Annotated in this window: 17 protein-coding genes and 1 pseudogene; 17 read left to right on the forward strand and 1 reads right to left on the reverse strand. The window is 41.5% G+C overall.

The features are described from left to right. Positions 1–77 precede the first annotated feature (77 nt). The 11 genes from B5Y40_RS15985 (at position 78) to B5Y40_RS16035 (ending at position 13,104) form a co-directional block, all read left to right on the forward strand. The gene (locus B5Y40_RS15985; RefSeq protein ID WP_079687791.1) at positions 78–1,391 is read left to right on the forward strand and encodes a UDP-glucose dehydrogenase family protein; all 1,314 of its coding nucleotides are present in this window, start codon (positions 78–80) and stop codon (positions 1,389–1,391) included. Then, the gene (locus B5Y40_RS15990) at positions 1,384–2,373 is read left to right on the forward strand and encodes a UDP-glucuronic acid decarboxylase family protein (RefSeq protein WP_079687792.1); all 990 of its coding nucleotides are present in this window, start codon (positions 1,384–1,386) and stop codon (positions 2,371–2,373) included. The genes B5Y40_RS15985 and B5Y40_RS15990 overlap by 8 nt, the downstream gene beginning before the upstream one ends. Positions 2,374–2,384: 11 nt before the next feature. Next, positions 2,385–3,443, forward strand: coding sequence for a dTDP-glucose 4,6-dehydratase (gene rfbB, locus B5Y40_RS15995; protein ID WP_185145732.1), 1,059 nt, complete (start codon positions 2,385–2,387; stop codon positions 3,441–3,443). Positions 3,444–3,526: 83 nt separating this feature from the next. Next, positions 3,527–4,393, forward strand: coding sequence for a glucose-1-phosphate thymidylyltransferase RfbA (rfbA, locus tag B5Y40_RS16000; protein WP_079687793.1), 867 nt, complete (start codon positions 3,527–3,529; stop codon positions 4,391–4,393). 7 nt (positions 4,394–4,400) lie between these two features. Further along, a complete protein-coding gene (locus B5Y40_RS16005) occupies positions 4,401–5,012 on the forward strand; it encodes an HD domain-containing protein (protein ID WP_079687794.1) in 612 nt (203 codons plus the stop codon). Positions 5,013–5,117: 105 nt separating this feature from the next. Continuing rightward, positions 5,118–5,582: a ribosome maturation factor RimP gene (locus B5Y40_RS16010; protein ID WP_079687795.1), complete on the forward strand. Its 465-nt coding sequence runs from the start codon at positions 5,118–5,120 to the stop codon at positions 5,580–5,582. Positions 5,583–5,591: 9 nt separating this feature from the next. Further along, the gene (gene nusA, locus B5Y40_RS16015; protein WP_079687796.1) at positions 5,592–6,836 is read left to right on the forward strand and encodes a transcription termination factor NusA; all 1,245 of its coding nucleotides are present in this window, start codon (positions 5,592–5,594) and stop codon (positions 6,834–6,836) included. 127 nt (positions 6,837–6,963) lie between these two features. Further along, positions 6,964–9,891, forward strand: a complete 2,928-nt coding sequence (infB, locus tag B5Y40_RS16020) for a translation initiation factor IF-2 (RefSeq protein WP_079687797.1) — start codon at positions 6,964–6,966, stop codon at positions 9,889–9,891. Between the two features lie 104 nt (positions 9,892–9,995). After that, a complete protein-coding gene (locus B5Y40_RS16025; protein ID WP_159453717.1) occupies positions 9,996–10,637 on the forward strand; it encodes a lipid-A-disaccharide synthase N-terminal domain-containing protein in 642 nt (213 codons plus the stop codon). Positions 10,638–10,656: 19 nt separating this feature from the next. Beyond that, the gene (locus tag B5Y40_RS16030; RefSeq protein ID WP_079687799.1) at positions 10,657–11,853 is read left to right on the forward strand and encodes a THUMP-like domain-containing protein; all 1,197 of its coding nucleotides are present in this window, start codon (positions 10,657–10,659) and stop codon (positions 11,851–11,853) included. Positions 11,854–11,916: 63 nt separating this feature from the next. Then, positions 11,917–13,104, forward strand: a complete 1,188-nt coding sequence (locus B5Y40_RS16035) for a class I SAM-dependent rRNA methyltransferase (RefSeq protein WP_079687800.1) — start codon at positions 11,917–11,919, stop codon at positions 13,102–13,104. A gap of 9 nt (positions 13,105–13,113) precedes the next feature. Here the strand turns inward: B5Y40_RS16035 and B5Y40_RS16040 are convergent. Further along, positions 13,114–13,440 (reverse strand): annotated as a pseudogene (locus B5Y40_RS16040) (nuclear transport factor 2 family protein); the annotation flags it as partial. Positions 13,441–13,748: 308 nt separating this feature from the next. On the opposite strand from B5Y40_RS16040, the gene yajC reads away from it, so the two are divergent. From yajC to B5Y40_RS16070, 6 genes are all read left to right on the forward strand, one after another. After that, positions 13,749–14,060: a preprotein translocase subunit YajC gene (gene yajC / locus B5Y40_RS16045; protein ID WP_079687802.1), complete on the forward strand. Its 312-nt coding sequence runs from the start codon at positions 13,749–13,751 to the stop codon at positions 14,058–14,060. A 67-nt stretch (positions 14,061–14,127) separates the two neighbouring features. Further along, complete coding sequence (locus B5Y40_RS16050; RefSeq protein WP_079687803.1) at positions 14,128–15,072, forward strand: YbbR-like domain-containing protein; 945 nt, start codon at positions 14,128–14,130, stop codon at positions 15,070–15,072. A gap of 3 nt (positions 15,073–15,075) precedes the next feature. Beyond that, positions 15,076–15,678, forward strand: coding sequence for a dephospho-CoA kinase (gene coaE / locus B5Y40_RS16055; RefSeq protein ID WP_079687804.1), 603 nt, complete (start codon positions 15,076–15,078; stop codon positions 15,676–15,678). 78 nt (positions 15,679–15,756) lie between these two features. Further along, the gene (locus B5Y40_RS16060; protein ID WP_079687805.1) at positions 15,757–16,809 is read left to right on the forward strand and encodes an efflux RND transporter periplasmic adaptor subunit; all 1,053 of its coding nucleotides are present in this window, start codon (positions 15,757–15,759) and stop codon (positions 16,807–16,809) included. A gap of 9 nt (positions 16,810–16,818) precedes the next feature. After that, a complete protein-coding gene (locus tag B5Y40_RS16065) occupies positions 16,819–19,932 on the forward strand; it encodes an efflux RND transporter permease subunit (RefSeq protein ID WP_079687806.1) in 3,114 nt (1,037 codons plus the stop codon). Further along, complete coding sequence (locus B5Y40_RS16070) at positions 19,922–21,247, forward strand: TolC family protein (RefSeq protein WP_159453718.1); 1,326 nt, start codon at positions 19,922–19,924, stop codon at positions 21,245–21,247. Before B5Y40_RS16065 ends, B5Y40_RS16070 begins: the two co-directional genes overlap by 11 nt. Positions 21,248–21,328: the final 81 nt, after the last annotated feature.

Raw genomic sequence — 21,328 nt, forward strand, 5'->3', positions numbered from 1 at the left:
TAGGCTTTGTTTATAGCAAACACTCCCTAAAATGTGGTCAAAAGTTTTAATTTCGCAGGTTCAAAAACCCATTATCCATGAAAATAGCTGTAGTTGGCACAGGTTACGTTGGTCTCGTAACCGGAACCTGTTTTGCTGAAACCGGAAACACTGTGACCTGCGTAGACATCGATCAAGAAAAGGTCAAGAAACTTCAAAACGGAAAAATCACCATTTACGAACCCGGTCTCGAGCAACTTTTCGAACGGAACATTAAACAGGAGAGGCTTTTCTTCACAACAAATCTTGCAGAAGGAATCAAGGATGCTAAAATTATTTTCTTAGCGCTTCCCACACCTCCAGGAGAAGATGGTTCTGCCGATTTAAAGTACATTCTTAAGGTGGCATCTGATCTTGGTCCGATCCTGTCGGATTATACCGTGATCATTGACAAGAGTACGGTGCCGGTAGGAACGGCAGATAAAGTAAGAGACAGAATTGCTGCGAACGCCAAGGTTGAATTCGATGTGGTTTCTAATCCCGAATTCTTAAGAGAAGGTGTCGCGGTGGAGGACTTTATGAAACCGGATCGCGTTGTTATAGGTACAAATTCACCACGGGCGAGAAAAATTATGGAGGCCCTATATGCACCATATGTTCGCCAGGGTAATCCTATCATTTTTATGGATGAGCGTTCAGCTGAGCTTACCAAGTATGCCGCGAATTCATTTCTGGCAACCAAGATTACCTTCATGAATGAGATTGCTAACCTATGTGAACTCGTAGGTGCGGATGTTGACTCAGTACGCAGAGGTGTAGGTACAGATAGTCGAATTGGAAAAAGATTTTTATTCCCAGGTATAGGCTACGGAGGAAGTTGCTTCCCCAAAGACGTTCAGGCATTGGCAAAATCGGCTTCCGATGTGAAGTATGATTTCAGAATCCTGAATGCCGTGATGGATGTGAACGAAGATCAAAAAACAAGATTGATTGAAAGAATTAAGACTCATTTCAAGGGCAATCTAAAAGGAAAGACTATAGCTTTCTGGGGACTTTCTTTCAAACCTCATACAGATGATATTCGTGAGGCTCCATCTCTTTACAATATCGAAGCATTATTAAGTGAAGGCGTAACAATTCGTGCTCACGATCCTGAAGCTATCGAAAATGTGAAGCGGATTGTAGGCGATAAAATTGGATACTTTGATACTCCTTATGATGCAGCAGAAGGTGCGGACGCCATCTTCATTGCAACAGAATGGCCAGAGTTCCGCACACCTGATTTTGAAAAGCTTTCAGGCCTTCTGAAAAGTAAAGTAATTTTTGACGGTAGAAATCTTTATGACCTTTCGAATATGAAAGAACTTGGATATACATACTTCAGCATTGGAAGAGAGGTGATCAATGGCTAAGGAAAGAGTTTTAATCACAGGAGGAGCTGGATTTCTCGGCTCCCATTTATGCGATCGCTTCCTTAAAGAAGGATATAGTGTTATAGCAATGGACAACCTTATCACAGGTGACCTGCGTAATATCGAGCATCTTTTTAAACATGCTGATTTCGAATTCTACCATCATGATGTTTCTTCTTTTGTACATGTTCCAGGTGATCTGAAGTATATACTTCATTTTGCATCTCCGGCAAGTCCAATTGATTATCTGAAGATTCCCATTCAAACATTGAAAGTTGGATCGTTGGGTACACACAACTTGCTTGGTTTAGCACGTGTTAAGAAAGCGAGAATCCTTGTTGCTTCAACTTCTGAAATTTATGGTGATCCACTTATTCACCCTCAAGTGGAAGAATACTATGGTAACGTAAACCCTATAGGCCCTCGCGGTGTATATGATGAAGCCAAGCGTTTTCAGGAAGCTATTACCATGGCATACCATACTTACCATGGACTTGAAACACGAATCATAAGGATATTCAATACATACGGACCTAGAATGCGCCTGAATGATGGACGTGTATTACCTGCTTTCATCGGTCAGGCTTTACGCGGCGAAGACCTCACTGTATTTGGTGATGGTTCTCAGACACGCTCGTTCTGCTATGTAGACGATCAGGTTGAAGGTATATTCCGATTGCTAATGTCAGACTATCACTTACCTGTGAACATTGGGAATCCGGATGAGATCACGATTGGTGATTTCGCGGAAGAGATTGTAAAACTGACGGGCACGAAGCAGAAAGTAGTTTATAAACCACTTCCTCAAGATGATCCGAAACAGCGACAACCCAACACAACCAAGGCTAAAGAAATTCTTGGTTGGGAAGCAAAGGTATCTCGCTCCGAAGGATTGAAAATTACGTATGAGTACTTTAAGTCATTGCCACAAGAAGTACTATATCAACGTGATCATAAAAATTTCGAAAAATTCATCCGCTAAAATCTTTCCAGATGTCAGTGAGAAAAATACTTATAACAGGAGGAGCCGGTTTTATCGGCTCGCATGTAGTCAGATTATTTGCAAATAAATATCCGACTTACACAATCGTTAATCTGGACAAGCTCACCTACGCAGGTAATCTTGAAAATCTGAAAGACGTTGAGAAAAAATCAAACTATCATTTTGAGCGTGGAGATATACTCGACATAGAGTTCTTGAATAGTGTATTCAAGAAACATGAGATAGATGGAGTTATACACCTTGCTGCAGAATCGCATGTAGATCGTTCCCTTCATAATCCCGCAGAGTTTGCGAATACAAACATCATCGGAACGCTGAACTTGCTGTGTGCAGCTCAAGCCGCGTGGAATGGTCAATTCGAAAACAAACGCTTCTATCATATCTCTACAGATGAAGTATATGGTTCGGCTGAGCATGGTGGATTCTTCACAGAGGAAACTCCAATCGATCCACGGTCACCGTACTCAGCATCAAAAGCCAGTAGCGATCACTTCGTGAGTGCTTATAACAACAGCTTTGGTCTGCCTACGTTAATCAGCCGTTGCTCGAATAATTACGGTCCTTTTCATTTTCCTGAAAAGCTGATTCCTTTGATGATCAATAACATCATCAACAGCAAGCCGCTGCCGGTGTATGGTAAAGGTGAAAACATTCGTGATTGGTTGTTTGTAGAAGATCACGCACGTGCTATAGATGCTATTTTCCATAAGGGAAAAGTTGGAGAAGTATATAATATAGGTGGTAATAATGAGTGGAAAAACATCGACCTGGTAAACTTGCTTTGCCACATCATGGATAAAAAACTCAATCGCCGTGAAGGTACTTCTGCTGGTCTCATAACACATGTAAAAGACAGACCTGGGCATGATCTGCGATACGCTATAGATGCATCTAAACTGATTAGTGAAACAGGATGGCGTCCGGAAGTAACGTTCGAGATTGGATTAGAGAAGACCGTTGACTGGTATTTGGCAAACACTACGTGGTTGAATAATGTAACATCTGGTGAGTATCTCAAGTACTACACCAACATGTATCAGGAGAGATAATTAATGTATGACTGTTCATATTGTTATGTGCTGATACGATGCACATAGCAATATGAATCTATCAACTATAAAAACACTCAACAATGAAAGGTATTATTTTAGCAGGAGGTTCAGGTACGCGCTTGTATCCGTTAACCATTGCTGTCAGTAAGCAACTCATGCCATTATACGATAAGCCGATGATCTATTATCCGTTATCAGTTTTGATGATGGCTGGGATTCGGGAAATTTTGATCATCGCTACTCCGCATGATATGCCGATGTTTCAGAAATTATTAGGCGATGGTAAGAACCTGGGATGTTCATTCAGTTATGAAATTCAACCACGCCCCGAAGGTTTAGCACAAGCATTTATCATCGGTGAAAAATTTGTTGGCAACGACAAAGTCGCCCTTATTCTCGGCGATAATATATTCTACGGATCAGGCATGCAAAAACTATTGCAATCCAACAGTAATCCTGACGGAGGAGTTGTATTTGCATATCACGTTACAGATCCAGAGCGCTATGGTGTAGTAGAATTTGACGCTAATAAGAAAGCAATTTCCATCGAGGAGAAACCAGCGAATCCTAAATCGAATTATGCTGTTCCGGGATTATATTTCTACGATAATGAGGTTGTAAAAATCTCCAAAGAACTGAAGCCAAGTCCGCGTGGCGAACTTGAGATCACCGATGTGAACAACGTTTACCTCAAGCGAGGGAAACTTACGGTAGCACCGATGAGTCGTGGTACGGCCTGGCTGGATACAGGTACTTTTGATTCGCTCATGCAGGCTTCTAATTTTGTTCAGACCATTGAGCAACGTCAGGGACTAAAAATTGGATGTATAGAAGAAGTGGCATACCGCCAAGGCTTCATTACAAAAGATCAATTGCTGACCATCGCAAAACCATTGGAAAAAAGCGGTTACGGTACATATCTAAAAAATCTGCCAGAGTATATCTGATATACTTATGTTTTCAGAAGAATTTTCCAAAGTTATATCGCACTACAATGATGGTGCGACAAATAAACTTTGGAGTGAGATTGAAAAGCAATACTCTTCAACCAAGAGATATTACCATAATCAAACTCACCTCGAAAATCTTTTGAAAGAGCTTTTGCCCGTGAAAGAGTTAATTACAAACTGGGATTGCATAGTCTTCTCGATTGCCTATCACGATATTGTTTACAATACGTTGAGAAAGGACAACGAGGAAAAAAGTGCGTCACTCGCTGAGAAGAGACTTTCTGAAATAAATTTTCCGGCAGAAGGTATAAGAATTTGTGTTGAACAAATTCTTGCCACGAAGAGTCATACGGTCAGCAAGAATCCTGACACTAATCTTTTCACGGATGCAGATCTCTCGATTCTTGGATCGGACTGGAGTATATATATCGAGTATGCCAATAATATCCGAAAAGAATATTCCTTTTATCCGGACTTGGTTTACAGGCCAGGGAGAAAAAAAGTATTAGAACATTTTTTGTCGATGGACAGAATTTTTAAAACCGATGAATTCTCCGGTCGATATGAAAATAAGGCAAGAGAGAATATTTTTAGAGAACGCGAAGGCCTTGGGTGATTACAGGATTTGACATTGAAGCAAAAAAGCTATACTTTTGCCGAAGTTTCTTAGTATTCTTTTTGAGGGGACCACAGTCCCCTCTTTGTTTATAGAGTTTTTTTAATGGATATAGTAGCAGAGATAAGACGCATCGCTGAATCAGAATTGACTGACCAAAGCCAGTTTATAGTTGATGTTATTGTTTCCTCCAAACAAGGGCCTCGTAAGATATTGGTACTTCTGGATAGTGACAACGGCATCAAAATAGATGAATGCGCAGATCTGAGCAGGGCCCTTTCCAATGTGCTTGATGAAGTAACTTGGCTCGAAGACAGTTACTTGTTGGAAGTATCAACACCTGGTCTGGACCATCCGTTGAAATTAAAACGACAGTATCATAAGAATATAGGACGCAGGCTGAAAGTGAAAGTCCTTGAGAAAATAGAAGAAGGGAAACTGGTAGCTGTAGCGGATGAGATGATTACACTGGAACAAGAAATTGGCACCGGTAAGAAGAAAGAAATAAAGACAATTGGAATCCCTTTTACAGACATAGAAAAAGCTTTTGTGTTAGTAAGTTTTAAATAAGACGAAACCATGGATGCACATGAATTAATTCAGTCGTTTGCTGAATTTGCAAAACAGAAGAACATTGACCGGCCAACGATGATCCGGATCCTGGAAGATGTGTTCAAGAACATGATCCGTAAAAAGTATGAGTCGGATGAGAACTTCGATGTTATCATCAACGCAGACAAAGGCGATCTTGAAATATATCGCTTTCGCGAGATCGTAGACGATGACTCGGAAGACATCTGGGATTTCGACAAAGTAAGTTTGTCGGAGGCACGTAAAATCCAACCGGATTTCGAAGTAGGAGAAGAAGTATCTGAGCAGATCTATATTGAAGATTTCGGACGCAGAGCTGTAACAACAGCGCGCCAGACATTAATTCAAAAAGTGAAAGATCTGGAGAAGGATATTCTCTTTCAGAAGTATAAAGATCTTGTTGGTGAAATAATAGCTGGTGAAGTATACCAGGTGTTAAGCAAAGAAGTTTTGCTGACAGATGGTGAAGGCAATGAAATTGCTGTACCACGGAACGAACAAATCCAGAAGGATCGTTATCGCAAAGGCGAAAATGTTCGCGCGATTGTTCATAAAGTGGAAATGGTAAATGGCAATCCGAAAATTATTTTGTCACGTACCTCTCCGGTATTCCTCGAAAGATTATTTGAACAAGAAGTTCCGGAAGTATATGATGGTCTTATCACTATTAAAAAAGTGGTACGTGAACCAGGTGAGCGTGCAAAGGTTGCTGTTGAATCATATGATGATCGCATCGATCCTGTGGGAGCATGCGTGGGTATGAAGGGTTCGCGCATACACGCTATCGTGCGTGAACTGCAGAACGAAAATATTGACGTGATCAATTACACAGAGAACCTGGAACTATATATCCAGCGTGCACTGAGTCCTGCGAAAATATCATCTATCAAAGTAGATAAAGATAATGGACGTGCATCGGTATATCTGAAACCAGATCAGGTGTCACTTGCTATCGGAAAAGGTGGATTGAATATTAAACTTGCAAGCCGCTTAGTGGGTTATGAAATAGATGTATTCCGCGAATTGGCTGAAGGTCAGGTAGAGGAAGATGTTGACCTGAGCGAATTCTCAGATGAGATTGAGAGCTGGGTAATTGACGAGTTAAATCGCATTGGTCTTGATACAGCAAAGAGTGTTCTGGCGCTTTCCAAAGATGAATTGGTAAGACGTACTGACCTCGAGGAAGAAACTGTAGAAGGTGTTTTGAACATCCTGAAAAAGGAGTTCGAATAAGTCGTTTTGTAATTTGGGTTTATAACGAATCCTTAATAAGTGAGCGATGAACTGTGAACAATAAGTTAAATTGCGCGACTACGCGCTTTTGAATTTTAAAGTCCTTAAAAAACAGGCATATTTGAATATGGCAGAAGAAAAGTTGATTAGGTTGAGTCAGGCTGCAAGAAAGCTCAATGTGGGGCATAACACCATTTTGGACTTTTTGGGGAAGAAAGGTTTTGAGGTTGAAAATAACCCCAACGCTAAACTCACGCCTGAGCAATTCAACCTTTTGTCCAAAGAATTTGCCTCTTCTGCTACTGATAAACTGGAAGCATCCGGTCTTCATATCGGAGCCAAACACGTTGATAATCTTGTATTGGAAAGTGAAAAAGAACTTGCCAAAAAACGTGTTGAGGAGGAAGAGCGAATTATGATTAAGAACCTCGGATCAAAAGAGGTTAAGGCGAAAGATGAGCCAAAGCCAGCGGATAAAGTTGAGCGCGAAAAGCCGAAGCTGGAAGGCATAAAAGTTATTGGTAAAATCGATCTGGAGAAAAAACCTGTTGCTAAAGAAGAAGTGGTTGAGGAACCACCCGTTGTAGAGAAACCAGTCGTTGAGAAACCAGTACCTGTAATTGAGAAGATAGAAGTTCCAGAGGTGAAGGAAGTTATTCCAGAACCTAAAGAACAGAAAGAGATCAAGGAGATTCCAGAAGTAAAAGAAGTTCCGAAGGAAGTAATAAAAGAAACTCCCCCTCCTGTAAAAGAGCCGGTAGTTGTAGTGCCTCCTAAAGTTGTTGAGCAAAAGCCTCCTGTGGTAGCTGAGAAAGCTGAGCCTGAAATGGAATTGATCAAGGCTAAAGCTGATCGACTGAAAGGATTAAAAGTTGTCGATAAAATCGAACTGCCGGTTGATAAGAAAAAAGATTCACCGGTTGCTTCATCCGATACAAAAGATGATCGCAAAGGGAAGCGTCCGCGTAAGCGTATACCGACAGCCGATGATCAACAACGAGGTCCTGGTCAGCAGCAGCAAGGTGGCGGTCAGCAGGGCGGAGGCCAACAAGGTCAGGGCGGCCAACGTCCTAACCCACAACAGCGCCCTAATCAGCAGCACGGACAACAACGCAGAGGACCACACGCCCCAAGAGTTCAAAAAGAAGAACCTACTGAGAAGGAAATCCAAGATCAGATTCGCGCTACCCTTGCCAAGTTGAGCGGTGGTGGTAAGAAGACGAGTGGATCAAAATATAGAAGAGAAAAACGTCAGGCGAACTCAGACGCGCAGGAGCAGCAAATGCTTCAGGAACAGGAGGCATCGAAAACGCTTCGTGTTACCGAATTCATTTCTGCCAATGACCTGGCATCGCTTATGGATGTCTCTGTAAACGATGTGATCTCAACCTGCCTGAGTCTGGGTATGTTCGTATCAATCAATCAGCGCCTTGATGCAGAAGCAATCACGGTAATTACGGACGAATTCGGATACGCTGTTCAGTTTACTTCTGCAGAGGAGGAATTGGAAGTTGAAGAAGAGCAAGGCAATGATGTGAACTTGCAACACCGTGCCCCTATCGTAACGATCATGGGTCACGTTGATCACGGAAAAACATCGCTCCTCGATTATATCCGTAACACGAAAGTTACAGCATCAGAGGCTGGTGGTATTACACAGCACATCGGTGCTTACGATGTAACAACGAAGAGCGGTAACAAAATAGCATTTTTGGATACACCAGGTCACGAAGCCTTTACAGCGATGCGTGCCCGTGGTGCCAAACTTACGGATATAGCAATTATAGTTGTAGCAGCTGATGATGACGTAATGCCTCAAACCAGAGAAGCGATTAATCACGCTCAGGTAGCAGGTGTTCCGATTGTAATCGCGATCAATAAAATTGATAAGCCATCAGCAAACCCTGATAAAATTCGTGAAGCTCTTTCAAAGAATAATATTCTTGTAGAAGAGTGGGGTGGTAAATATCAAAGCCAGGAAATTTCAGCAAAGACCGGAAAAGGTATAGATGACTTGCTTGAAAAAGTATTGTTGGAAGCTGAGATCCTGAATTTGAAAGCAAACCCGGATAAGAATGCAAGCGGTTCAGTTATTGAAGCGTCATTGGATAAGGGACGTGGTTATGTCGCTACCATAATGGTACAAACAGGAACACTGAAGGTAGGAGATATAGTACTGGCTGGAGCACACTATGGTCGTGTGAAAGCTATGTTTGATGATACCGGGAAGAAAGTAAATGAAGCAGGCCCTTCTACACCAGTAGTATTACTTGGTTTGGATGGAGCGCCTCAGGCTGGTGAGAAAGTAACGGTGATGGAAACCGACCGTGAAGCACGTGAGCTTGCCGGTAAGAGAAGTCAGTTGTTACGTGAACAAAGTATACGCACCAAGAAACATATCACACTGGATGAGATCGGAAGACGTCTTGCGATCGGAAGCTTTAAGCAATTGAACGTAATTGTAAAAGGTGACGTGGATGGATCTGTTGAAGCGTTGTCTGATTCATTGCTGAAACTCTCTACACCGGAAATTCAAGTCGCGATTATACACCGTGGCGTTGGTCAGATTTCTGAGTCCGATGTATTATTAGCATCAGCATCAGACGCTATTATCCTCGGCTTCCAGGTGCGACCTTCGAATGCTGCGAAACGTGTAGCAGAGAACGAAGAGATTGAAATCCGTTTATACTCTATCATCTATGATGCAATCAATGATGTAAGGGCTGCGATGGAAGGTATGTTGGCGCCAGAAACAGAAGAAGTAATTGTAGGAAATGCAGAAGTTCGTGAAGTCTTCAAGATTTCGAAGATCGGAACAATCGCAGGATGTATGATTACAGATGGATCTGTGAAACGCTCGAATCCAATTCGTTTAATCCGCGATGGTATAGTTGTATATGCAGGTAAACTTGGTTCACTCAAGCGTCATAAAGACGATGCAAGTGAAGTAAGATCAGGATTTGACTGCGGTATAGGTATAGATGGTTTCAACGACATGCAAGTAGGCGATGTTATTGAAAGCTACGAGCAACGTGAAGTAAAGCGAACGCTTTAATACAGATATAGTTCAAGGAAAGCCTGATCATTTATGATCAGGCTTTTTAATTTTAAATTAAACGTAGAACGGATTTAGCCACCGTTTCTGGTAGTATGTATATCATGGAATTTATTCAGCAATATTGGATTTATGGATTGGGTTTTTTTGCGCAGTCGTTATTTGGTGCTCGTTTGCTGGTTCAGTTATTCTATTCTGAAAAACAAGGCAAAGTAGTATCGCCAACTATTTTCTGGCAACTTAGTCTCCTCGCATCATTCCTCTTTTTGATCTATGGAATAATCCGTAATGATATAGTTATTATAATAGGTCAGACATTGTCCTATTTTATTTATGTCAGGAATCTTCAACTTAAAAATGACTGGACGAAAATTCCACTCGTACTGCGAATCGTTTTGTTGTTACTGCCAATGGTTACATTGACATGGATCATTTTCGGTGCAGATCAAAAGATGTCTCAAATCTTCTCGAAAAATGATTTTACAAATCCGATTATTTTTATGGGAGCCATCGGGCAGTTAATGCTGAACCTGCGATTTATACACCAATGGTATTACTCAGAAAAACATAAAACTTCTATACTGCCGCTTGGCTTTTGGATTATCAGCACCGGAGCATCTATTCTTATACTTATTTACGCAACGTATCGTGTTGATCCGGTTCTACTTGTTGCTCAAAGCATGGGGATAGTAGTATATATACGAAATATAGTCATTCACTTTAAAGGAAAGACCAGCGCACTCTAAACGTTAAACAACTGCGATTTTGTTATCTACACTTCTTACACAAGAGGCACAGCAATTCATTCATCAGCATGCAAACGATGATGAACGAGAGCTCGTGTTAAAGTATAAAGAAATCCATGGTGTTCCTTCAGCGCAAATTGCTGATCAGATTTCAGGAAGAAGAAAAGCAAAGGATAAGCTACCGGTTTTTTACACAACGCCAAATATCATTTACCCCCCTGGCGCTAATCTTGAGCAAAGCTCTTCGGAGATAACAGCAATATATAAAACTGAGATTGTTAAAGAAGAGGCAGTAGCACTCGGTATTTTGGTTGATCTTACAGGAGGCTTCGGCATCGATACATATTTCCTGAGTCGCATTTTTAATCGTGTGGAGTATATAGAGCCTAATGCCGCTCTTCTGGCAATAGCCAGGCACAATCACACACAGCTTCAGGCAACCAACATTCAGTATCATAGTAAAACTTCTGAAGAGTATATAAAAGAACTGAAACATACCGATCTGATTTTCATCGATCCATCCCGCAGGATTAAAGGACAAAAAGTTTTTAAGTTAAGCGATTGCGAACCGGATGTAACAGTATTGTATGATGAGATTTTTAGAAAGACAGATCATCTGTTAATTAAGACGTCTCCTTTGCTGGACATCCAACAGGGGTTGAGAGAACTCAAGACGGTTAAGAAAGTATATATAGTTTCAGTCGCGAATGAGTGCAAGGAGCTTTTGTTTTTATGCTCCCGTAGTTATACAGGTGAACCAGAGATCGAAGCAGTTAACATTCTCACGAATAGAACTGATAAGTTTTCTTTCACGTTTGCCCAGGAACGTGCAGTAGAGGTTGTGTATAATTCTCCGATGGAATATATCTATGAACCGAATGCTTCGCTGCTGAAAGCCGGTGCTTTTAAAGTCGTTGCGCTGCGGCACAATCTTTTCAAGATCCATCCAAGTACTCATTTATATACTGACTCTCACTATATTCAGGATTTTCCCGGAAGAATTTTTAAAGTGGAGGCTCTTATTAAGAGTGATCGAAAAATAATTCAATCCTATTTCCCAGACGGAAAGGCAAATGTGATTACGCGCAACTACCCGTTGAGCACAGAAGAATTAAAGAAGAAAACCGGATTAAAAGATGGAGGTTTAAAATTTTTGATTGGCTTTTCCGGAAAGAATGAAAAATTTCTGGCTGTAGCCGAACGCGCTATATCTTAGATCGATTTAAAAATCAGCACACATGCCTCAAACTTTCTTAATACTTTTGCGAATAACTACGATATGACGATTACCAATAAAATCATTCTTAAAAAAGGTAAAGAGTATTCCATTGAGCGTTTCCATCCTTGGATATTTTCGGGAGCTATTCAAAAAATGGAAGGCAGTGTTACGGATGGATGTTGGGTAGAGGTGCTGAACTTCAAAAATAAAACACTAGGCTTCGGTCATTACCAAAATGGAAGCATCGCTGTACGAATGGTAAGTTTCGGTGAGCAGGTACCAGCAGAAAATTTTTGGGAAACAAAGCTGTCGAGTGCTTTGAAGATGAGAAATAATTCGGGTCTTCCTGCGGTGGAGACAAACGCATTCAGGCTTATACACGGCGAGGGAGATGGTCTCCCCGGGTTAATCATTGACTACTATAATGGAGCCGCAGTACTGCAGGCACATGATGTGGGGATGCACAATGATCGTCAAAAAATAGCACAGGCATTGGTTGCTGTTTTAGGTGATACACTCAAGACAGTATATTATAAAAGTCACGGTACATTACCTGGTAAATTAAGAGACGCACAACAGGATGAATATCTTTATGGATCAAGTATAGCAGCACACGCAGTAACAGAGAATGGAAATAAATTTTTGATTGATTGGGAAGAAGGACAAAAGACCGGATTCTTTCTTGACCAACGAGAGAACAGAAAATTACTCGGTGATTTTTCCAAAGGGAAAAAAGTATTAAACACTTTCTGTTATACCGGTGGCTTCTCTGTATATGCTTTACATGCTGGTGCAGAACTTGTTCATTCTGTTGATGCTTCCGAGAAGGCTATAGCACTTACCCGGAAGAACCTCGAACTGAATGGCTATGATCCAAATACACATGCATGCTTTGCAGAAGACACATTTGATTTCTTGAAGGACAAGCAGAATGAATATGATGTTATTGTTCTCGATCCTCCAGCGTTCGCCAAGCATCGTGATGCACGTCATCAGGCAGTGAAGGGATACCAACGCCTCAATACGGAAGCGATGAAAAAGATAAAACCAGGTGGTATTATCTTTACATTCTCCTGTTCGCAGGTAGTAGATCGTCAGTTATTTTATGATACCATTGTATCTGCTGCTATACAGGCATCGCGCCAGATTAAAGTACTGCACCATCTCTCGCAACCTGCAGATCACCCCGTGTCCATTTTTCATCCGGAAGGAGAATACCTCAAAGGCTTGGTGCTATATGTAGAATAGCGATTGCTGTTAGCTATAGTGCCACTCTTTTATAGTGCGATGCGAGACGAGTTGCCAATTCTTATTTCGTAGTGCGAATACACGTATATAGCGTATACCATACCTGTATACTTTGTCCTTTTCGCTACGTGAAATAATCAGACGTCCGGTAACAATGGCTAAATCCTGATGTAACTCCACCAGTGTAGAGTCATGCTCACGGGATGTAAATTTCTTCGCAGGATTCTCTACATCTTTTATCCAACTCTCTTTTCCTTCAACGTAACCTGTGCCATGCGTAAAGACAAAATCATCTGCATAAAATTGTCTTAATATAGCAACGTCTTTTTTCACAACTGCATAATCATATAGCCAGGTGTTTTGTTTGGGTCAGCCGAAGATAAAAATCATCTCTTAATAATCATGCTGGCATTTCTTTTTTGTCCGTGTTCGGGAGTTGGGGACCAATGAAAAAGTGGCATCTCCTCTACAGGAAAGAGTGCTATAGCTTACCCTTCGCATATCCAGATAACCTGTTTACATCAGCCTGAATTCATTGGTAAAAACGCCTGATACCGCCTTTGTAATATCCGAATCCAGTAGTAAAAAAGGTTGGTATGTTTGTCGTAATTAGGATAACTTTGGACCCTTAAAAAAATCAAATTATGTACTCAATCTTGTTACAAGCCCAGCAACAAAGTAATCCTTATTTCCAGTTTATTTTCTTTGGAGCTATTATCGTGGTTTTCTATTTCTTCATGATACGTCCTCAGCAAAAGAAGGCAAAGGATCAAAAGAAATTTACAGAAGAAATTAAACGTGGTGACGCTGTTGTTACAATCGGTGGTGCACATGGCACGATTGCTGAATTGGAAGGCGATACATTTATTATGGAAGTAGAAAAAGGGGGACGCATCCGTTTCAATAAGTCTGCCATCTCGATGGAAGCAACGAAAGCTGCGAACAACAAGAAGTAATCTGCTGATGTTGGCACGTGTTTATGTAACTTGAAACACGTAAACACCGAAACGTATACCAGCATACATGAGCGTTATAAATTCGATATTCAACTTGTTACGTTTCAATAGAAAAAACTGGAAGGCCGTAGTGCTGTGTTTATTTGCAGCCACGGTCTTTTGGTTTTTTAATGCGTTGAATAAGAATTATACCACGAACATTTCTTTCCCGCTCAAGTTCGATTACGATCAGGAAAATTATGTTGCTATTCATCCGCTTCCACAGGTAGTGCGTGTTAATGTTACAGGTATAGGATGGGATTTATTCAGACGAAGTCTCGGATTGAAAGTTCCGGCACTAGTAGTCCCGTTGGAGCGCCCAGTCGAAATTAGAAAGATCGTTGGCAGCACACTCCCTGCATTGTTTGCAAATCAAATCGAGCGACTCGAAATCAATTTTGTCTTAACGGATACACTTCACATTGCTATCGAGCCCAAAGGGAAACGATGGGTTACGCTTGCTGTGGATACGCCATCTATACTCTTTCGGAATGGCTATGTGATGACCAGTACACCTTCAATCTCCCCGGATAGCATTTATATTGAAGGTCCCTGGAACTTAGTGAAGGGTATATCTGAGCCGGTATATCTTAAAATCTCTCAACGCAATATTGATGAGAGTTTTCACAACGATGTGGAAGTTCAATTTGTGAACAATGAACTTATCAAAAGAAATCCTCCTACAGTATCTGTAGACTTTGAAGTAGATAGACTTCGACCGGTAACGGATTCTGTTCGATTGGTATTGGTAAACTTACCGAAGGGTGCACGACCATCACTCGCGGTACGTAAATTTCCATGCACCTTCGCAATACCGCAACGGTATATGGATGACTACATTCCTGATTCTATAAAAGCAGTAGTAGATCTGAAAAATTTCTCAAGAGGTTTTAAACGGGTACAACCTGTTTTACAGGGGTTGCCTCCTTACTCTAAGGTGATAAAGGTAGATTCTGTATTTGTTAAATTTTAATCTGTGGCTAATCCTCTTCAAATTGGTATAACAGGAGGAATCGGATCGGGCAAAACACTCGTGTCTAAAATTTTCGCGTGCCTGGGTATTCCTGTATATGATGCAGACAGCCACGCGAAAGAACTAATGACCACCGATGGAATTCTCGTATCACAGATAAAGAAAGAATTCGGTGATTTGTCATACCTAAGCGATGGAGCCCTCAACCGAAAATACCTGAGCGAGGTAGTTTTCAACAACCAGGAAAAATTGGATATACTGAATAAACTTGTACATCCCCGTGTTGCAGAAAATTATACTCAATGGGTGAAACGTAATAGTGATCAGGTGTATATTTTAAAGGAAGCAGCGCTATTATTTGAAACAGGCTCTTATCAGGCACTGAATAAAATAATAGTTGTTCATGCTCCGGAAGAAGTACGCATTAAGCGCGTTATGCATCGTGATGGCAGAGCAGAGCAACAGGTGAAAGAGATCATACGAAAGCAGATGTCCGAAGAGGAAAAATTGAAACGGGCTGATTTCATACTATATAACGATGAGTCTTCCCTTATTATCCCACAAGTGCTTACGCTGCACAACCAACTTCGGACGCAAGCCTCCTGATCGGTGGCTCCTTCTCTTTTCTGAACCAGATCAATACTGTGGGGGTTATTTAAAAGCTATAGATTTTTAATATATATAATGTCCAGACTTAGCATCGTATTATTCATTCCGTTTTTAGTGTTCGGTATATCCTGTAAGTCGAAGAAAGAAAATTCGCCTGCAGCAGGACGTCCCCGAGTACAGGGCCCTGTAGTGGCTGATGCATTTCGTGTAGCTAAAAGTTCCATCAGTGAAAATATAGAAGTGCCTGGTTCACTTTTACCTTATGAAGAAACGCAGCTTCGCGCAGAAGTAGGCGGCCGCATTGTAGCATTGAATATAAATGAAGGAGCCGTAGCACAGAAAGGTGCCTTGTTGGTAAAATTATTCGACAAGGACTTACAAGCGCAATTGAAGAAACTTCAGGTTCAGCTTCAGATCAAAGAGAAAACAGAAGAACGCAACCGTGAGCTTGTGAAGATCAACGGGATCAGTCAGCAGGATTATGAACTGGCCGCACTCGATGTTGAAAATCTTAAAGCAGATATACTATCAACGCAGATTGCTATTTCAAAAACAGAGATTCGTGCACCCTATACTGGTAAGGTTGGATTAAGAAGTGTGAGCCTGGGTGCATATATAGCACCGACAGATGTTATTACTACCATTCGCCAGGTAGATCAGCTTAAGCTTGAATTTTCCGTGCCTGAGAAATATGCAAAGGAATTACAAAAAGGATATAGTGTAAGTTTTAGAGTAGATGGTGGCGGTCAACCTCACAAGGCCACTATATTAGCTACGGAAAGTAGTGTAGATCAAAACACCAGGACACTAAAAATACGGGCCGTAGTAAATGAACGTCATCCGGAACTTGTGCCCGGTATATTTGCTAAAGTAAATTTACAGCTCGGTCAGAATAGTGAGGCATTGCTGGTTCCGACACAAGCTGTCATTCCTACGGCGCGCGACAAACAGGTTATACTGCTAAGAAAAGATAGCGTTGTATTCACAACAGTGGAAACCGGTATCCGAGATTCAGCCTATATACAAATTACAGCAGGGCTGAAGCCGGGTGATACAGTAATTACTTCGGGGTTGATGGCAATACGTCCCAACTCCAAAGTAAAGGTAAAGAAGGTAAGCACCCTATAAGCAAACAGTATGAATATATCTGAACTAAGCCTGAGGAGACCGGTAATGGCGTTTGTGATGAACATCATACTGGTGCTGTTTGGTATAATTGGCTTTAACTTTTTGGGTATACGCGATTACCCAGCCATTGATCCTCCAGTAGTAAATGTGCGTACAACATATTCAGGAGCGAACGCAGATATTATTGAATCACAGATCACCGAGCCTCTTGAAAAATCAATCAATGGTATAGCGGGTATAAAAAATATTATATCCTCATCGAGTGTAGGGAACAGTAATATAAATATTGAATTTGAGTTAGGCGTTGATCTTGAAGCTGCCACGAATGACGTGCGCGATAAAGTTTCTCAGGCAACTCGATCTTTACCTCAGGACCTTACGAGTCCACCAGTAGTATCAAAAGCAGATGCGAACTCGGATGCTATCATTTCGATGACGGTGCAAAGCACTACTAAAAATTCATTGCAGCTAACCGAGTATTGTAACAATGTTTTAGTGGAGCGCCTGCAAACTATACCCGGTGTTAGCAGTATACAGATATGGGGAGAGAAACGCTATGCGATGCGCATCTGGCTTGATCCCGGAAAACTAAGCGCCTATAGCTTAACACCGCTTGATGTTCAAAATGCTCTGAACAAAGAAAACGTTGAATTGCCCTCTGGTAAAATTGCAGGCGATGCAACGGAGCTGACCGTTAGAACTTTTGGTAAATTATATACTGAAGAAGATTTTGAAAATGTAATCGTCAAATCTGTTCCACAGGGTGATATCCGGTTGAAAGATATCGGACAAGCATTGTTGGGCCCTGAGAACGAAGAGTCCGTATTACGGGAAAGTAATATACCGATGGTTGGTATGGCGATTGTTCCATTACCCGGAGCGAACTATGTTGAGATTGCGGATGAGTTCTATAAGCGCCTTGAGCAAATAAAGAAGGAAGTTCCGGAGGATATCAAACTGGATATAGCAATGGATCAAACTATATTCATCAAACGATCTATATCCGAAGTAGAAGAAACACTGATCATTTCATTCTTGCTGGTGGTGTTGATCATCTATTTGTTCTTCCGCGATTTCGTCATTGCCATTCGTCCGTTGATAGATATACCGGTTTCTCTGATTGCGACTTTCTTCGTCATGTACCTCTGTGGATTTTCGATCAATGTACTCACGATGCTCGGCATTGTACTCGCCACGGGTCTCGTGGTGGATGATGGTATAGTGGTGACGGAGAATATATATAAGAAGCTGGAGCAGGGTATGAATAAATACCAGGCAGCCAGAGAAGGATCGAAGGAAATTTTCTTTGCCGTTATCTCAACTTCTATTACACTGGCAGTAGTATTTCTTCCTATACTTTTTCTTCAGGGATTTGTCGGTCGTCTCTTCCGCGAGTTCGGTATCGTGGTAGCGAGTGCAGTGCTTATTTCATGCTTCGTCTCTTTAACACTAACACCAGTATTGAGCGTAAAGCTTACTCGTACTAAACATGAACACTCGTGGTTCTACCGCGTTACGGAACCCTTATTCGCCAGTTTAGAGAATGGCTATAGACGTCTGCTCGAAGCCTTCATGCGTGTTCGTTGGGTATCGTTTATTATTATACTCTTGTGTTTTGGCTCGGCTTATTTCATTGGCACCAACATGCAATCTGAACTTGCACCGATGGAAGATCGTAATCAATTCCGCCTACAGTTGTCAGCTGTGGAAGGAACATCGTACGACTATATGGATCAATACGTACAAAACCTCGTGGGGTTTGTACAGGATTCTATCCCGGAATATAAAACAGCACTTTCTGTAACGGCTCCAGGCTTTACAGGTGGTGGTGCTGTTAACACGGGTTTTGTTCGGGTAACATTGTCAGATCCACAAGATAGAGATCGCTCACAACAAGAGATAGTGGATATGGTGAATCGTAACCTCTCCGGCTTTCCGCAAGGAAAAGCCTTCGCAATACAAGAGCAGACTATATCTGTGAATCGAAGGGGCGGGCTACCTGTACAATTCGTAATTCAGAATAACAACCTGGAAAAACTTCGGGAAGTAATTCCAACATTTTTAGAAGAAGCCAATAGTAGCCCTGTGTTGCAGGGTATAGATATAGACTTGAAATTTAATAAGCCTGAATTAAGAGTAGAGATTAACCGGTTAAAAGCTGCACAACTGGGCATCAGCGTACAAGATATAGCACAAACATTGCAGTTGGCGTATAGTAATCTTCGCTTCGGATATTTTACAAAGGAAGGTAAACAATATCAGGTGATGGGGCAGGTTACACGCATCGATCGTGACGATCCGGATGATTTGAAAAATTTATATGTCCGCACAGGTTCGGGTGAGCTAATTTCGTTGGATAACGTTGTCTCTGTACAAGAGTCTACAACTCCTCCTTCACTATATCACTTCAATAGGTATAAATCTGCCACTATATCTGCCGGTCTTGCTCCTGGCAAAACTGTAGGCGATGGTATAAAAGTAATGGAAGAGATCTCGGCTAAGCTGCTGGACGAGAGTTTCACTACTTCGCTAACCGGTACCTCACGCGATTATGCTGAGAGCTCAAGCAATACTTCTTTCGCATTCTTGTTAGCGCTGTTATTGATATACCTTATTCTAGCGGCCCAGTTTGAAAGCTTTGTGGATCCGCTTACTATTATGTTTACGGTGCCTTTGGCGATTAGCGGTGCATTTATATCACTCTATATATTTGGTCAGACGGTAAATATATTTTCACAAATCGGTATGATCATGCTCATCGGTCTGGTTACCAAGAACGGTATACTTATCGTTGAATTTGCAAACCAGAAACGCGAGGAAGGACTGTCTAAAATAGAAGCAGTGCTGGAAGCTTCGCGCCTTCGTCTTCGTCCGATCCTGATGACGAGTCTGGCTATGGCTTTGGGCTCTTTACCATTGGCGCTTTCATTGGGGGCTGCCTCTACAAGCCGTAAGCCATTGGGTATTGTAATTGTCGGCGGAATTATGTTCTCACTTATATTAACGTTATTCGTAATCCCGGCAATGTATTCATTCCTTTCACGAAAGAGAAAACATATAGAATTTGGTAATGAGGCTTCATCAACTCCTCAGCCACAAAAAGAATTGGTATATGAAGATTAGACTTTCCGTATTACGGGCGACCTTTTTTGTTTTTCTTTTTATCAAAACGGCAAGTGCACAGGAACAGGTTTCGCTCGAAAAGGTAATCGCGTTAGCCCTTGAAAAGAATTACGATATACGTCTCGCCACCAATGCATCCGAAGCTTATGCAACAGATAGAGGGTACGCCTGGGCTGCGTTTGTGCCGCAGGTAAATGCAACAGGATCTATTGTGCGGAATAGCAACAATCAGGAACTACGCTTTCAAGATGAAACCCGTAACAATAGTGGTAAGGCTATCTCCAATAACACCAATGGTTCGGTACAACTTAACTGGACGTTGTTTGATGGAACAAAGATGTTCGCGACAGCGGAGCGACTCCGGTATATAGATGCACAAGGTGAATTGTTGGTGAAGGAGCAAATGGTAACGACCATAGCTTCAGTCATTACAAATTACTATGATATAGTGCGGCAAAAGCAGCAGCTTAAAGCTACACAGGAGCAGATGGCTGTGAGTGAAGAACGTGTAAAGCTTGCTGAGCGTAAACTTCAGGTTGGTACAGGTGGTAAACCGGAATTGCTTCAGGCTCGTGTTGATTTTAACGCGCAGCGTACGCTTACAATTCAACAGGAGGCTTTGATTGTTCAATTAAAAGAACAACTGAATGCGCTTGTAGATTCTCAATTGCCACCGGTATATGAAGTGACAGATACAATTATTATTAACCTGGATTTAAAACGGGAGGACCTGGCTGCTAATCTGGAGGGCAACAATTATAGTCTACAGGCGTCATCAATGAATCGGGATATAGCAAAGTTGTCAGTACGTGAGAGAAGGGCTGAACTATACCCGGTGTTGAGTTTTAATGCAGCCTATAATTATTCAAAGACAGATAACATAAAACTTATTAATCCATTCTCAGCTTTATATAGCCAAAGCGATGGCTATAATTATGGACTCACATTATCGGTTCCGATCTTGAATGGATTTAATACCAGACGACTCATTACGCAGGCGAATATAAATTACAGCCGTCAGCAATTGTTTTATGATCAGCTTAAGATAAATGTCAACGTTGAATTGAAGAATGCATATGTAGATTACGACAATGCAAAGAAAATACTACTAATAGAAGAGGAAACAATTTTGCTGGCGAAGGAAAATGTATTTATAGCACTCGAAGGTTTCAAGCGCGGTATAACAACCTTCATTGAGTTGCGTACTGCACAGCAAAGTTTAGCAGATGCCTATAACCGATTGATCAATGCGCGTTACCTCGCAAAGGTAGCAGAGACACAATTGCTTCGGTTAAATGGTGGCCTGTTGAAGTAACAATCTCCACGAAAGTGATTATAGCAAGCTCTGGATTTATTTCAGAGCTTTTTTATTTACAGCGGATGTAATGCGACTATA

Origin of the sequence: Ohtaekwangia koreensis (assembly GCF_900167975.1) — a bacterium.
Lineage (GTDB): Bacteria > Bacteroidota > Bacteroidia > Cytophagales > Cyclobacteriaceae > Ohtaekwangia > Ohtaekwangia koreensis.

Coding starts and splice junctions, on each gene's coding strand:
- nusA (WP_079687796.1), top strand. CDS start 5,592: ATGGATGCACATGAATTAATTCAGTCGTTTGCTGAATTTGCAAAACAG.
- B5Y40_RS16050 (WP_079687803.1), top strand. CDS start 14,128: ATGAGCGTTATAAATTCGATATTCAACTTGTTACGTTTCAATAGAAAA.
- rfbB (WP_185145732.1), top strand. CDS start 2,385: ATGTCAGTGAGAAAAATACTTATAACAGGAGGAGCCGGTTTTATCGGC.
- B5Y40_RS16070 (WP_159453718.1), top strand. CDS start 19,922: ATGAAGATTAGACTTTCCGTATTACGGGCGACCTTTTTTGTTTTTCTT.
- B5Y40_RS16060 (WP_079687805.1), top strand. CDS start 15,757: ATGTCCAGACTTAGCATCGTATTATTCATTCCGTTTTTAGTGTTCGGT.
- rfbA (WP_079687793.1), top strand. CDS start 3,527: ATGAAAGGTATTATTTTAGCAGGAGGTTCAGGTACGCGCTTGTATCCG.
- B5Y40_RS16065 (WP_079687806.1), top strand. CDS start 16,819: ATGAATATATCTGAACTAAGCCTGAGGAGACCGGTAATGGCGTTTGTG.
- infB (WP_079687797.1), top strand. CDS start 6,964: ATGGCAGAAGAAAAGTTGATTAGGTTGAGTCAGGCTGCAAGAAAGCTC.
- B5Y40_RS15985 (WP_079687791.1), top strand. CDS start 78: ATGAAAATAGCTGTAGTTGGCACAGGTTACGTTGGTCTCGTAACCGGA.
- yajC (WP_079687802.1), top strand. CDS start 13,749: ATGTACTCAATCTTGTTACAAGCCCAGCAACAAAGTAATCCTTATTTC.
- B5Y40_RS15990 (WP_079687792.1), top strand. CDS start 1,384: ATGGCTAAGGAAAGAGTTTTAATCACAGGAGGAGCTGGATTTCTCGGC.
- B5Y40_RS16025 (WP_159453717.1), top strand. CDS start 9,996: ATGGAATTTATTCAGCAATATTGGATTTATGGATTGGGTTTTTTTGCG.
- B5Y40_RS16035 (WP_079687800.1), top strand. CDS start 11,917: ATGACGATTACCAATAAAATCATTCTTAAAAAAGGTAAAGAGTATTCC.
- B5Y40_RS16010 (WP_079687795.1), top strand. CDS start 5,118: ATGGATATAGTAGCAGAGATAAGACGCATCGCTGAATCAGAATTGACT.
- B5Y40_RS16005 (WP_079687794.1), top strand. CDS start 4,401: ATGTTTTCAGAAGAATTTTCCAAAGTTATATCGCACTACAATGATGGT.